This is a genomic window from Shewanella morhuae, from assembly GCF_900156405.1.
Classification (GTDB): domain Bacteria; phylum Pseudomonadota; class Gammaproteobacteria; order Enterobacterales; family Shewanellaceae; genus Shewanella; species Shewanella morhuae.
Genome location: NZ_FTNN01000016.1, coordinates 81535 through 96041, shown reverse-complemented (window position 1 = coordinate 96041; position 14507 = coordinate 81535). Strand labels below are relative to the sequence as shown.

At 42.4% G+C, this 14507-nt stretch carries 9 protein-coding genes, 1 tRNA gene, 1 rRNA gene and 2 pseudogenes; 5 read left to right on the top strand and 8 right to left on the bottom strand.

The annotated features are described in order from the left end of the window. The first annotated feature begins 51 nt into the window (after nucleotides 1–51). A 5S ribosomal RNA gene (gene rrf, locus BW947_RS16170) occupies nucleotides 52–167 on the top strand. A gap of 36 nt (nucleotides 168–203) precedes the next feature. After that, nucleotides 204–280 (top strand) — tRNA-Asp (locus BW947_RS16165). Nucleotides 281–426: 146 nt separating this feature from the next. Here the strand turns inward: BW947_RS16165 and BW947_RS16160 are convergent. Continuing rightward, a pseudogene (locus BW947_RS16160) lies at nucleotides 427–1205 on the bottom strand (IS630 family transposase); the annotation flags it as partial. A gap of 255 nt (nucleotides 1206–1460) precedes the next feature. Between BW947_RS16160 and BW947_RS19005 the strand changes: the two are divergent. Further along, nucleotides 1461–3912: pseudogene (locus tag BW947_RS19005) on the top strand (EAL domain-containing protein). Here the strand turns inward: BW947_RS19005 and BW947_RS16145 are convergent. Then, nucleotides 3881–4852, bottom strand: coding sequence for an alpha/beta fold hydrolase (locus tag BW947_RS16145; RefSeq protein ID WP_076501449.1), 972 nt, complete (start codon nucleotides 4850–4852; stop codon nucleotides 3881–3883). The pseudogene BW947_RS19005 and the gene BW947_RS16145 sit on opposite strands and share 32 nt — an antisense overlap. Before the next feature lie 93 nt (nucleotides 4853–4945). After that, nucleotides 4946–6757, bottom strand: a complete 1812-nt coding sequence (locus BW947_RS16140; RefSeq protein ID WP_076501446.1) for a DUF885 domain-containing protein — start codon at nucleotides 6755–6757, stop codon at nucleotides 4946–4948. Nucleotides 6758–6964: 207 nt separating this feature from the next. Between BW947_RS16140 and add the strand changes: the two genes are divergently transcribed. Beyond that, nucleotides 6965–7960 (top strand): adenosine deaminase, encoded by a 996-nt coding sequence (gene add / locus BW947_RS16135; protein ID WP_076501443.1) that lies wholly within the window; start codon nucleotides 6965–6967, stop codon nucleotides 7958–7960. A gap of 94 nt (nucleotides 7961–8054) precedes the next feature. Here the strand turns inward: add and hemN are convergent, their stop codons facing one another. The 5 genes from hemN to BW947_RS16105 all read right to left on the bottom strand — a co-directional run bounded on the left by hemN (nucleotide 8055) and on the right by BW947_RS16105 (nucleotide 12986). Further along, nucleotides 8055–9431: an oxygen-independent coproporphyrinogen III oxidase gene (gene hemN / locus BW947_RS16130; RefSeq protein WP_076501440.1), complete on the bottom strand. Its 1377-nt coding sequence runs from the start codon at nucleotides 9429–9431 to the stop codon at nucleotides 8055–8057. A gap of 277 nt (nucleotides 9432–9708) precedes the next feature. Continuing rightward, the gene (locus BW947_RS16125; protein WP_076501437.1) at nucleotides 9709–10176 is read right to left on the bottom strand and encodes a DUF2489 domain-containing protein; all 468 of its coding nucleotides are present in this window, start codon (nucleotides 10174–10176) and stop codon (nucleotides 9709–9711) included. A gap of 66 nt (nucleotides 10177–10242) precedes the next feature. Continuing rightward, nucleotides 10243–10809, bottom strand: coding sequence for a Der GTPase-activating protein YihI (gene yihI / locus BW947_RS16120; protein WP_076501434.1), 567 nt, complete (start codon nucleotides 10807–10809; stop codon nucleotides 10243–10245). Nucleotides 10810–10899: 90 nt separating this feature from the next. After that, nucleotides 10900–11538 carry a class I SAM-dependent methyltransferase gene (locus BW947_RS16115; RefSeq protein ID WP_076501457.1) on the bottom strand — a complete coding sequence of 213 codons (639 nt, stop codon included), beginning with the start codon at nucleotides 11536–11538 and terminating at the stop codon, nucleotides 10900–10902. Between the two features lie 824 nt (nucleotides 11539–12362). Continuing rightward, entirely contained in the window at nucleotides 12363–12986 is a 624-nt protein-coding gene (locus BW947_RS16105; protein WP_076501431.1) for a c-type cytochrome, read from the bottom strand. Between the two features lie 167 nt (nucleotides 12987–13153). Here BW947_RS16105 and yihA point away from each other — a divergent pair, with 167 nt between their 5' ends. Then, nucleotides 13154–13813 carry a ribosome biogenesis GTP-binding protein YihA/YsxC gene (gene yihA, locus BW947_RS16100; protein ID WP_076501429.1) on the top strand — a complete coding sequence of 220 codons (660 nt, stop codon included), beginning with the start codon at nucleotides 13154–13156 and terminating at the stop codon, nucleotides 13811–13813. Nucleotides 13814–14507 lie beyond the last annotated feature (694 nt).

Here is a 14507-nt window from a genome sequence, read left to right as displayed (position 1 = left end):
CGAATTATTATTAACGTGGTCTCAAAGAGACACGGTAATAAACAGAATTTGCTTGGTGACAATAGCCTTGTGGAACCACCTGATCCCATCCCGAACTCAGCAGTGAAACGCAAACGCGCCGATGGTAGTGTGGGGTCTCCCCATGTGAGAGTAGGTCATCGCCAAGCGCCTAATTTAGGTTAATGTGTAAGCGTTAACTTAAAGGAGCGGTAGTTCAGTTGGTTAGAATACCGGCCTGTCACGCCGGGGGTCGCGGGTTCGAGTCCCGTCCGCTCCGCCAACATAAAGAGATAAGCCTCATCGAAAGATGAGGCTTTTTTCGTTATGTTTTTTAATAACAAATTTACCTATTTATCCGATGTTTAGTAAGCGTCTAGGCAACTACATCTACTTTTTAAAATTCCATAGTAATACCATTTATATTAATTAACTGGTCAACATTGCCCATTGTCTTGAGCACAATTTGCTCACCCTTTCTTTCTTCTCAATTAAGCTATTCCATGCGATGGAGCATTGCTCAACAATATCGTCATAACCACTAAAACAGCGATTGGCCAACACATTTTGGCGTAGCCATTGCCAGACTTGCTCTATGAGATTGAGTTCGGGTGAGTAAGGAGGCAGCTTGAGGACGGTCAGATTATCAAAGTCGTCGGCTAACGCTTGTTGATGCCAGCCAGCGCCGTCCATGATGATCAGGGCGTGGCGCCCAAATGTCGTAGCAGCAGAAATTAACTTCAAATGTTGGTACATGTATTCGCTGTTAGCATGCGGGGCAATAATCGCTTCTGTTGCGCCAGTTGCAGGACAGACTGCGCCATATAAATACGCCGATTCAAACTTGTTGCTGCCTTACTGCGCGTGGACGTGTCCCTTTCTTGGCCCAAATACGGGTAGTAGTATTTTGTTGACCAAATCTGGCTTCATCTTGAAACCAAACATCAATGCGATCGAGCGCAACATGCCCCGGGGTGTCACGGATCGTTGCCATTAGGAAGTTTTTTAAAAGCTTCTTGCACAGCTTCCGATTGTTTCGGGTGGCGAGAGCGAGTGGTTATCCATGAAAAACCCAATTGATGAAGTAAACAGTAGATATTAGCTTGTTTGAATATCACGCAAAATTCAGACTGAATAAAATGGCTGAGATCCTTAGCCATGAGTCTCCCGCCTTGCTTAGAGAGGCTTCGTTGCTGTACGAATGCTTTAGTTCATACTTTGTAAGGTGAGAAAGTGACGACTTATTAGATCATATAATTAAAGTAATTGGCGTTATTCTACCTGCTTTTTATGGATAAATTGAACTGTTGTTAATCGTTTCTTTAGGCTACTAATTCTTATTTTTATACAACCAGTTAATTATTTACATGCAGATCTCGCTAACAGCGATAAGTCCTTTTGCTTAGTGATTAATTTCCCGTTAGCATATAAAACCAATTCCTATTAAAGGCTTTATGCCAGTTATGTTTCGTAAGCTTTCACTCGCGGTACTACTTCCCCTTTGCATGCTAACGCTATATTTAGTGTTAGTCATAGGTGAATACCTGTTTGAAAGTGAGCAGGTACTGGTGGAGCTTGCTCAACGACAGTCAGCATTAATTAAACAACAATTATTTCGTATGCAGAATGTGGTTCAATCAGCGCAATCTTCTCAGGATGTAGAGCGTATTGAGCAAGAGGTTGCTTTGACTGGGCTTGATACGAACACTATGGTTTATATCCTAGTCGATGCAGAGAGCCGAATTCGTTTTGCAAACCATACTGTGTGGCGTGACAGCAACGCGATACAAGTTATTGATGGTTTTGATGCCGCAAGACATCAAGTAGTGACTCAGGCTTTTCTTCCCCAGATTTTAGTTAATTTTCAACGCTTAACGATTCAAGCTTACTATCCCGTTATCCCGCAGTATGGTGGAGCGATAGATTTGATCTATTTAGAGTCTGATTTAGCTCCTTTGGCAATTGAAGCATCCTCAAAATTGCAGCAACGTTTTATACGGATTTGGGGGATTGGAGGTCTGCTATTAATCGGCTTCACCTTGATGCTATATTTTTTAGTCATTCGTCCATTACATATATTGAGTCAGGCTGCAAAAAATGTTGGAACATCTGCTTTTTCTGTATTGATTCCTTGGGGGTCATCGGAGGTTTTATCATTAAAATCAAGTTTACAGCAAGCACATCAGCGGTTAGAGCGGACAGTTCAGCAACTCAATGACAGTGAGCTGCGTTGGCTATTTGCGGTGGAAAGCTCACGCAATGGTATTTGGGATTGGAATATTAGTACTGGTGAAGTTTTTCTTTCTGATCGTTGGAAGGGGATGATTGGTTATGCACCAGATGAATTGGCGGAGGTATTTTTGACATGGGAAACTCGTTTACACCCGGACGATAAACATAGTGTATTAGATGCTTTGCAAGAATACGTGAGTGGTAAGAGTAAAGAGTTTGAAAGTGTGCATCGTTTGCTACATCGAGATGGGCATTACGTCTGGGTACTGGATCGAGGAATGCTGGTCGATTGGGATCCTCAAGGCCGTCCTACACGTATGATAGGCATTCATATCGACGTGTCTGAAAGTGCAAAGAATCATGCCGCAATTACTGCGCTTGTCGATCAATCGGTCGCGGGTCGAAAGATGTTACCTGATGTCTTTATGGCGCGTTTGTCGCAGTTTTTAATCGAAGGAAATAGTGCCGGTCAGTGGGGTGCATTGTTCCTTGTTGAGATTGATAGTTTAGGTTTGGTTACAACATTGAGTTCACATGAATTAGAACGATTAATGACGCAAGTTGTTGCTAGGTTATCGAGCTATTTCACTGAAAACGTTATTGTGACTTTGCTAGAATCAGGTCATTTTGTGTTACTTGCGAAGGATTTAGCAATAGATGCTGCTATTGCTGCGCGTCGCTCTTTAGCGATTGCCAGCGAGTTACGCCAAGTGATTGCCAGACCGTTTCACTATGGCTGTCATTACTTTGAGCTTAACTCGAATATCGGTATTTGTTTATTGGATAGTATAGAAATGCTAGATTCTGCTCTAGTCATGTATCGAGCTGAATTAGCCGTATTAAATGCTAAGAAAACCGATCAAGCAGGATGCGCTTTTTATCATTCAGAAATGGACTTACATCAGAGCCGCGATGAACAATTGTTACGAGAGTTACAGGAGGCATTAAAAAAAGAAAGTCTGACGTTAATGTTTCAGCCCGTGATGAATGTGAATAGTGAACTGATTTCTGCCGAAGTGCTTACTCGCTGGTATCGCGCTGATGGAGAGTATATTGCTCCTGCAGAATTTATTGCGTTAGCAGAGCAAGGGGGGGGTAATTACTCAGCTTGATCTTTGGGCCACTAAAAGAGTATGCCAATTTATTCAACAATCGGAGCAGCAAGGCCGATCGTTGCCTACGCTAACGCTAAATATCAGTACATTCTCCTTTGGTCAGGCAGATTTTATCGATGCATTCGTTACGCTCGTGAAGGAATATGAGGTTACCAACGAACAATTGGGTATTGAACTCAACGAGACGGCACTATTGATGCAGCCACAGTTTGTTGAGCAGCGAATTCGTAAGTTAGTTGATGCAGGTGTGAGTATCGTACTCGATCATTTTGGTTCTGGCTCGAGTGCCTTGAACTGCCTTATTAACCAGCCATTAGCGGCGGTTAAGTTGGATATAAGTTGTGTTGAGTCGTTAATCAGCATGCCGCAAAGAGTGAATGCACTAATCGTCTCTGCACGGCAGTTCAATTTGGGGGTTATCGCTAAAGGTGTCGAATCTCCTGAGCAATATCAAGCCTTTGCTGAACTTGGCTGTGATAGTTATCAGGGCTATTTATTTAGCCGAGCACTAAACCAAACAGATTTTATTCAGCTTGTTAATTCTTTCCTTCAGCGGCGTAGTGTGTAAAAAAATCAAGTACATTATTTAATGCTTGGTTGCGATAGGCATCCTTTTCTATAAAAATCTCATGAGCGGCACCAGTAATGACCTTTAATTGGCAATGGGCACTTACGGCGAGATTTTGAGCCGCATTATCAACAATTCTATCTTCACTAGCCTGTAATACCAGTATGGGAGTGTCCATTTTTGCCGTAGCTATAACGCAGGCATCTGCCGCATTTAGGGCTTCAATTAACCAACGGTTGGTGGGGGAGCCTAATTGCAATTTAGGCACTGCATCATATAACTCTCGGTAAGCTTGATATCTACTTTGGCAGTGAGTTAGCTCATTATTGTTGAATGATACAGGTTTATAATTTTGCCCTCCAAGCACATAGTTAGGCTCACCACCATTGAGTGTGCTATCAAGTTTGCTAGCTAACCAACGCACGATTTTTTTTGGCATCGGTAATTTGATGCCATACATGGGTGCAGAAAAAGCAGCAGCCGTAAAAATTTTAGGATACTGTCTTAAATAGAGTGTACCAATCGCCCCACCCATAGAATGGCCGAGCAGCAGTAATGGTTTGTTGTTTTGTGGTAATACCTTTGTGTGTATAAACAACGCAAAATCATCGACATAATCAGTAAATTTTTGCACATGACCCATATGAGGATTGCTTGTCATCCGATCCGATAGGCCTTGGCCACGGTGATCAATAGCATAAACCGAGTAACCTTGTTGGTATAAGTCGAAGACTAATTCTTGGTATTTTAAATAGGATTCAACGCGGCCACTGCTGATGACGATAGTGGCATGTGCTTGTGGGTGCTCAACCATCATATAAGCCAGCGTGATACCATCGGCTGCGATCAGTGTGTCTTGCACAACGCTTTGCCAGAAAGCTTGTTGCTCTGAGGTATTTAAATCGTGTTCAGTTGAAAAAATCGCTTTGGCTTGGCTCATACTCAGTCGAAATCACTTGGTTTGAATGGTTTGCTAGAGTGTAACAGACAACCATGGGAGTCTGAAAATACCGACTCCCATGGTTTTGACTAATTAGAGCGTCGCTTTCTTAGAGTCAATAAAATCATTAATTTGCTGTTCGAGAATTGGCATAGGTACTGAGCCATTTTCGAGCACTGCATCATGGAAGGCACGAATATCAAATTTATCGCCGAGTTCCTGTTCAGCCTTAGCGCGTAACCGCTTGATGGTTAACTCACCAATCTTGTAGGATAAGGCTTGTCCTGGCCATGAAATGTAACGGTCAATTTCAGTGGTAACATTATGCAATGATAACGCGGTATTACTCGCCATAAAGTTGATAGCTTGCTGACGACTCCACCCTTGGGCATGCATGCCGGTATCAACAACTAAGCGCGCCGCGCGCCACATTTCATAGGTTAAACGCCCAAAGTTACTATAAGGATCTTGATAGAAACCCGCCTCTAAGCCTAAGTATTCGCAATATAGTCCCCAACCTTCACCAAAGGCAGAGATATAACCATAACGACGAAAGTCAGGGAGTGACGTTAGCTCAGAGTTGAGTGAAATTTGTAGATGATGACCGGGTACAGCTTCGTGCAAAGTTAGCGCTTCTAGCTCGTAGAGTGGGCGCTTATCTAACGCATAAGTGTTAACCCAATAGTAACCGGGTTCGTCATCGCTATTAGAACCTGAATACCGTCCTGTGGTGTATTTTGGCGCAATTTCAGCGGGAACCGGCGCTATACCATAAGTTTTACGTGGGAGTTTACCAAAGTATTTAGGTAGCATTGCATCGGCTTTTTTAGCGACAAAGGCTGCTTCTTTGAGTAACTGTTCGGCACTGGTGGTGTAGAACTGTGGATCGGTCCGTAGGAAATGTAAAAAGTCGGCAAAGCTGCCCTTAAAGCCAACGGACTTGATGACTTGTTCCATCTCTTGACGAATACGCTGTACTTCTTTTAACCCCAGCTCATGCACTTGCGCCGATGTCATATTTAAGGTCGTATAGTAGCGTACCCGATTTTCATAAAACTCTGCGCCGTTAGGTAAGCTGTTGGCGGCGATATTTTCCCGAGCATTAGGAATGTACTCTTGGGTCATGAAGTTATAAAAGTTTTGGTACAGCGGTAACACTTTTTGTTCAACTAAGGCGCGACCCTCTTGGGTTAGCTGAGCTTTTTGTGCCTCAGTGAAATAGCTGGGGTATTGCGTAAAAGGTTTGAAATAACCGCTCTTTTCCACAGGGACGATATAAGCACTGATACTGTCTTCAAAGCCATTAAGTGTCACTTTAGGCGGTGTTATTCCCTCGGCTAATCCTTGTTTTAGCCAATGAGTTTGCTGGGCGAAATAAGTGGGGAGTGCATTGAGTTTGGCAATATAGTTGCGGTAATCCTCAAGGGTGTTGAATCTACCTTGTGCGATTGACGTGATATAAGCGTGGAAACCACTTTCCGCCGTAATGGGCAAGTAATAATCTTTAAAGCGATACAGGTCGACATCGTTTTGGATCTGATCTTCCAGTATTTGCGCGTTAATCCTATCTTCTTTACTCAAGCTGCTGTGGTCGAGTGCTTTGAGCTGCGCTAATACTGCGATTTGGCCTTGATTGAGCTTAGCGAGCGCCGCTGGCGAAAGATCTGCTATCTTTCCTGCTGCACTGGCATTACCCATGCTGTAAGCCATTTCAGGGCTCGCGCTGAGCTGTAATTGCCAGCTTTGGTCGATAATAGCCTGTAGCGCGGGAGCAATGGGCTCAACTTGCGATTGAACTGCCGATATTGTTTGTGGCGCTACGGGTTGAATATTGTTTGTGGTTTGAGTGGCGCTGCAGGCGCTGAGTGCGCATATCAATAAACTGGGGGTTAAGAGTTTGTGCATGTAAGATCCCTGATATTTTAGTTATTCAAGTCATTATGCCTGATGGATACAGCAGTGCCTTGTATGGATATTAAGCAGAATTGTGACTGAATGTGAATTTAAATGCGTTTGGCGCATAAATGCCCCTGAAAATGCATGTTAAACTTAGTGTCCGCCCGCGACCAAATAACAAAAGCATTGGCTGGGTAGTTCAAATAGGGGTTAAATATGATTGATACATCCATTCCATTGGTAGATTTGCATCGTCACCTAGACGGTAATGTACGAGTAAACACCATTTGGGAACTAGGACACCAACACGGCATTGCGCTACCTGCCGATTCTTTAGAGGCTCTTGCTCCTTTTGTGCAAATTCAAGGCAAAGAAACTAGCTTAGTCGCCTTCTTAAAGAAGCTCGATTGGATGGTTGCCGTACTTGCAGATTTGGATGCGGTTAAACGCGTTGCATATGAAAACGTCGCCGATGCGGCGTTGTCTGGCTTAGATTACGCTGAGCTACGTTTTAGTCCTTACTATATGGCCATGAACCATAAGTTACCGATTGAGGGCGTTGTTGAAGCGGTAATCGACGGCGTTAAAGCGGGCATCAAAGACTACAATGTGAAGATTAATCTGATTGGTATAATGTCACGCTCATTCGGTCAAGCTGCTTGTACTCAAGAACTTGAAGGCTTACTCGCCCATAAACAACATCTCGTGGCGATGGACTTGGCAGGCGATGAATTAGGTTTCCCTGGAGAGTTATTTAACGATCACTTTAAGCGTGTGCGTGATGCTGGCCTTGCGATTACGGCCCATGCCGGTGAAGCGGCGGGTTCACAAAGTATGTGGCAAGCGATTCAAGAACTTGGGGCTACGCGAATTGGTCATGGTGTGAACGCAATTCACGATCCTAAGCTGATGGAATACCTTGCTAAGCATCGTATCGGTATTGAATCTTGCCCAACCAGTAACTTGCATACTTCTACAGTGGCCTCTTATGCTGAACATCCTTTTAGAACCTTTATGGATGCCGGTGTATTAATAAGCCTTAATACTGATGATCCTGGTGTGAGCGCTATCGATATTAATCACGAGTATCGTATTGCTAAATCTGAACTCAAATTAACCGATGCTGAGCTCGCACAGGTGCAACGCAATGGCGTAGAAATGGCCTTTTTATCAGACAGTGAGCGCAAAGCGCTGTATGCCGCTAAGGCGTAAGTCAGTTTTAAGTATTTGAAAAATTGGTCAATAAAAAATCCGACTCTAGGTCGGATTTTTATCATCAATATTAGCAACTGCGGCCATAGGTGCTTTAGATCACGCGCGAAAACTGTTGCTGACGTGCTTTTTGACGGTAATAAAGGTCAAAGCACATACAAATATTACGGATCAACAAACGGCCTGTTGGGCTGATAGTGATCTGCCTATCAACGATTTCAACTAACTGATCATTGATAAATGTCTGCATCAACTTAAGATCTTCAGCAAAATAGGTTTCAAAGTTAATCCCTAGCTTCTCATCGATTTTCGCCATATCTAATTCAAAATGACAAATCAGCTGCTTAATCACTACGCGGCGAATTTCATCGTCACGGTTTAGGCTACAACCTTTCCACAGAGCATGGCCCGCATTTTCTATAGCGTCATAATAAGGACGGATATCTTTTTGGTTTTGTGCATAGCAGTCACCAATCTGACTGATAGACGAAACGCCAAGCCCTAGCAAATCGCATTCTTCTTGGGTGGTATAACCTTGGAAGTTACGGTGCAGTTTGCCTTCGCGTTGTAATTTGGCTAACTCGTCATCGGGTCTCGCAAAGTGGTCCATACCAATATATTGGTAACCTGCACCAGTTAAGGTCTCGATAGTTTGGTGTAGCATTTCGAGTTTTTGTTTTGGGGAAGGCATATGCTCATCTTTGAGCTTACGCTGAGCAGCAAAACGCGCAGGTAAGTGAGCATAGTTAAATACGGATAAACGGTCAGGCGATAAATCTAAAACACGCTGCATAGTGACCGCAAACGTCTCTGGTGTTTGATGAGGCAAACCGTAGATTAAATCTATGTTGGTTGACACAAAGCCCATGGCTTTAGCTTTGGCCATCAGATCAAAAATAAACTGCTCATCTTGTTCACGGTTAACGGCAATTTGCACTTGTTTATTGAAATCTTGTACGCCGATAGAGATACGGTTAAAGCCGGCCTCTTTAAGGGTATCAAGCATAGAAAGCTCAATTTCACGGGGATCGACTTCAATCGAAAATTCGCCTTTATCTGCAAAATTAAAGTTGGCTTTAATTAATGCCGTTAGCGTAAGAATCTGTTCTGGGGTTAAGAAAGTTGGTGTGCCGCCGCCCCAATGCATTTGTGTCACACTGTAATGCTTAAACAGCGGTGCACGTTTAATAATTTCTTGGCTTAAGTATTCAATATACTGATCGGCTTTATGCTGATGACGAGTAATGACTTTATTACAGCCGCAGTAATAGCAAAGCTTGGCGCAGAACGGGATATGAATATACAGCGACAGTTTATCACTTTTGCTATGTTCAATAGCCGTGAGCAGGTTTTGTTCGGTGAATGCATCATCGAACTCCAGTGCCGTTGGGTAAGAGGTATAACGGGGACCGCTGTAGTTATATTTTTCGATCATCGATTGATCCCAGCTAATCTGAGTGGGCTGCTTCAAGATGTGTCCTCCGAGGGGTAAATTAGCAACAGGCGAAGTATGCAAGGTTCTTTAGTAAATAACCTTGATCTATGTTGTAAAAATGAGGTCTGTTTTTTTAGAAATGACACAATATTGACTAAACCATGACGTTTATCTGTAGCTGATAGGTTATTTTGCGCGCAGGGTGAGATGAATGTTTAAAAGCAGCCAAGGGGGGAGGTAGTGGCTAAGATAACGTTAAAGCTAACCTCAAAACTACCTAATTAAGCCGTTTTGAGGCTGAGATAGTAGTCGTTTAATGCATTGCTTTGGGTTGGTAGTCTGAAAGTTTTTTCGCATCATCGCTAATGCCTTGCTCTAATGCCGCTTCAGACTTCATTCTGATTAAGTCTAACTTCATTCTTTGCTGCTTTGGTAAGGCTTGTCGGGCATCCATAATGGGATGTTCTTTGATGAGTTCAAAGTGTTGGAATAGTGAAGGGTACTCAGGAGCCACACGTTCACTTAAGGATAAAATTTCAAATAATCGACCAATCCGAACAACGCCTTCAGAGATTTCACAACGATCTTCAATCATTGCCGTCGCAATATAGCGGATATCATCTAAAACTTTAGCTCGTTTCGCGTTCGCAGTGACTTCTCGCTCCGCTTGTTCGGTCTGTTGACGTTTTTTTTGCTGTTTGAGTTTCAAAATTAAGAAGGCGGCATAGCTACTTAGCGCAACGATGATGATCAAACCGAGAATAATAATAGCGGTAGGCACAAAGACTCCTTATATGAACGGCATAAGGGTCATAGTACAAATACTACAACCCCTATGGCTTAGCAGTTAGAACTTGTCTTGATAATCTTTGAGCAAGTCCGCACCGGATTCAAACTTATCGAACAACTCATCGTCAGACAAAGATTTAGCTGGAGATGAAGGCACATCAGCATCCATATCGTCGCTAATTCCAAGCTTAACCATTAGAGTCTCAATTTTATTTAGCTGTTGATCTAACCATTTTTGGTCAACATCATTAAGATCGCGACCTTCTTCTAGCATATCTAGTAATTGGTTAAGTCTCGGATCTTCTTCCAATTTCAGCAGTTTTTGTTCGTCAGTCAGCTTAGCTTGCTTTACTTTAGGCTGAGTAGCTTTATCTGTTACCGCTGCAACTGGAATCGCTAATGCCACCGGTTTTTTGCTACCATGACGAGGATCTTTTTTCTTAGCTGCCTGCTGTTGCGGCGCTTGCGCTAAAATTAAGCCTTCATTATGGCGACTACCTGATTTATTACCTGATTCTTTCTCTTTGCGTTTGCCAGTAGCCACTGCGCGATCTTGCTTTTTCACTCTTGGCTGCAACTTAGGGCTGTTCTCGCCGCCCTTGCGTGTTTTCTTGCTACGAGACATGGTCTTCTCAATTGTTTACAACGTATGGCCCTGCAGACTAAGGTTGAGCTTATCTACAAGGTGCGAAATTAGGCCGAGTGTTATACCAGATTATGATGTTTTTTGCATCAAAACGAGATCCTTTGCGGCAAATAATAGCTCAAAATCGCTATTGTTTGCTAGGTACTCGAAGGTTTCTCGCTGGTAAAAGCTCACATGGGTAAGGTTGTTCTTATAATGCCACTTAGCAAAACCATCCAATTCAGTCAGTAATGGCGTGCTTATCGCCAACCAACCACCACAACGCAGTAGTCGAGTGAGTAAAGCCCACTCTTTTATTGGATACTGAAAATGCTCAAAAACCCGGTAACAGCAGATAAAATCATATTGTTGCTTTAGAGCATCATGATTAGGAGCAAAAAAGGGATCATATTGATTTAATTTGTGGCCCGCATTTTCTATGGTTGCTAGGCTTTTGTTATCGAGAGTGCGTCCAAAATTCAGCCCCAATAAACTGCCAGCCTGTTGCTGCTCTAATTGTGCTAACAGCGGCAAAATAAATTGCGATAACTGTTTTTGCTTTGATGCAATACGTGAGCGGCCATATCTTTGTTTCTCAGCCGCTGGAGGTAAATGGCTATTAGCATCGGCAAAGGTTAACTCACATGTCTTGCAGACATAAAAACTCCGCTTTCTATCTTGATAAAGGAGTCGTGTTTGACTGTTATGACAAAGAGGGCATCTGCGCATTGAGTCTGCTGAAATGGTGATTAAGGCTTTGATTGTACCAATTATATTGGTTGAGTGCACATTTTAGGCTTTGGCGGTGTATTGCACCAAAGAAAAAAGGCGGCAGTTAAACTGCCGCCTTATAAAGGGTGCTTTAGCACCTTATCCTGATTCCAAGTATCCATACTTGCTATGCGACTTTCCCGGTCGGTATCCTTCTTTTTTTTACTGCTTTCCCTGCATTTTATTGTTAATGGTCTTCCAGACACTTTATTTTTTTCTGTTGCCATCCTGACCACAGTTTCCGTAGATAGTCTCGCGACACATCTTTTATAGCATCGTCGTCTTTGACGTTTAGTTAACCATCCTTGTTACTTAAGTATCTTCCAGTGATAACAAGCATCCAGCCAGTGCATCCTAAGCTTATCGCTTCCTTTGCTACAGTTTACATCGTGTAAACTGATGTCCTGATGGGGGCAAGTTACCCTGAGTGCAAGGTGTTTTGCTAGAAGCAAATTGGCGTTATCGGCCATCCCTTACAAAATAGTACTGACCTGGATCTCAAGTTGAAATCACGACTCTTGTTATTATTATATAGAGTGGTCTTAAGTATATTATTGTTATTAGTTGTCTTTATTCTTATATCTTGAATGTCAATGATACCGAAACCTGTGAGTTATTATTAATCTTTTTATACAAACAGATGGGTTTATCTCGGTACGGGGCTTATTAAACAGAAATCTGTGATCTATGTCAAGCACGAATCTTTGCAGTTTACGTCCACGTCAACTTGGTGGTGTAAAAAAAGGGTGACAGTACACCCTTTTAAAATTACTAAACTAAGATTACTTCAGAGTAGAAAGGTATTTAGATAAAGCATCAATATCATTATCGCTTAATTTTTTAGCGACATCTTGCATCATACCGTTCAGATCGTTATGACGACCCACTTCACGGAATTTTGTTAGCTGGATTTTGATATAACTAGCGTGCTGGCCTGCTAATGTCGGGAAACCAGCAAGCTCAGCGCCTTTACCATCTGGACCATGACATGCCATACAAGCAGTGATACCACGAGAAACATCGCCGCCTTTATAAAGTTTAGCGCCTAACTCAGGGACATCTTTTGCTTCAGCCACTTGAATCGCTTGGCTAGAAAAATATGCGCTAATATCGAGAATATCCTGATCGCTTAGAGGCATTGCCATGCCACTCATGATAGGATCCATACGACCATCTTTACCGCCCGTTTGTGCTGCACTACGGAAATCATGTAGTTGCTTTTGGAGGTAAGTGGCGTGTTGGCCCGCAAGTTTAGGGTACATATCGATCATACTGTTACCGTCCATACCGTGGCAGGCTGAACAGACAATGATTTTCGTTTTTCCCGCTTCAGCATTACCTTCAGCAATCGCAGGTGAAGATATGGCGGCAATTACAACAGACAGCGCAAGAGCTAGCTTTTTCATGGCGTTCCAACTTCTGGTTAAGATTATTATCCTGAGCTTACTAGGGTGACCCGCAAGCGTGGTAAAATATGATTAATGTGATCGGAGTAATATTTTACACGAAAACGTGGGAAAGTAAGTAATTCTTCATAAATTATGGTATTGCGTAAAAAATTTTGGAGTAAATAGTGACTGAATCTCGTATAGATTTTCGTAGGGCGAAGTTTTTAATCAGTGCACCTGACATTGCACATTTGGATCAATATCTGCCCGGCGATGTTGGTGTTGAGATTGCATTTGCTGGCCGCTCTAATGCTGGAAAGTCTAGTGCCCTCAATGCATTAACGGAACAAAAAAGTTTGGCTAGAACGAGTAAAACGCCTGGTCGAACCCAATTGATTAACGTATTTGAGTTAGATGCTCAGCGCCGTTTAGTTGATTTGCCGGGCTATGGTTTTGCACAAGTTCCACTTGCATTGAAAAATAAATGGCAGCAAGCATTGGGTGAATATTTGCAAAAGCGTGCTTGCTTAAGTGGTGTAGTGGTTCTAATGGATATACGTCATCCGCTGAAAGATTTAGATATGCAGATGATCAAGTGGGCGGTAGCGAGTGAGATTCCAGTGTTAGCTTTGCTGACAAAATCAGACAAATTAGCTCAAAGTGCTAAGATGAAAACCGTCAATGAAGTACGTCTTACGTTGAGTGAGTTTGGTGACTGGGTACAAGTTGAACCTTTCTCATCACTGAAAGGAACGGGAAAGCCTAAAGTGTTAGCGATTCTAAATGAATGGTGTCACCCACAATGGTTGACTGATGAGCTCGCTGCAATGAATAACGCCGAATAATATCACCTGCTTTGGCATACATGGTCGAGTTTGACTGTGTATGTCGTTCCTCTGTTTTTGTGCTATTTTCCTCTTTTTAAGCTTTATCCCCATTACTTTTCGTCAATTTCAGGCAAAAAAATAGCCGATGACAGTGTCAACGGCCAAAATATTAGCTCTTTTGGGGAGAAGCTAAATTCAACAAGACTCAAGCACCACTAAATTATCTTCAATGGCTCTTAATACCTTTAGCATACAGTCTATTAAGTCTTTATTAAAGTAAATACTCTAAAATTTACTTTAATCTTGAAAAAAGAGCAAAAAAAAGCCTCAGCAAACAAGTTGCTGAGGCGCCAGAATTTGGCTCATCACTATAAGTGAAATAAAGGTCTGAAAGATAGAACATCTTAACCTCTGTACCCTACGCAGAGAATAATACGCTATTTATCTTTAAATGAGAAACAGTTTTTCCAAAAAAGAGCTAATTATGTGCGGTTGGTCTCAAGTCTAGAGTAAAAAAGCACCTGTAATTGATCTTGAAATTTCATTAAAAATGCTCAATCAGCTGATTTAGCGAGGTAATTAGAAAATTTAATACAAAATAGATCAATATTTGAAATTTAATGTTTTTACTCTAAATCTAGCTTAACGTTTTAGTGTACGCGTAAGAGAACAACCGTTATGACATTTTTAAACATATATGGCTGGCTTTAAC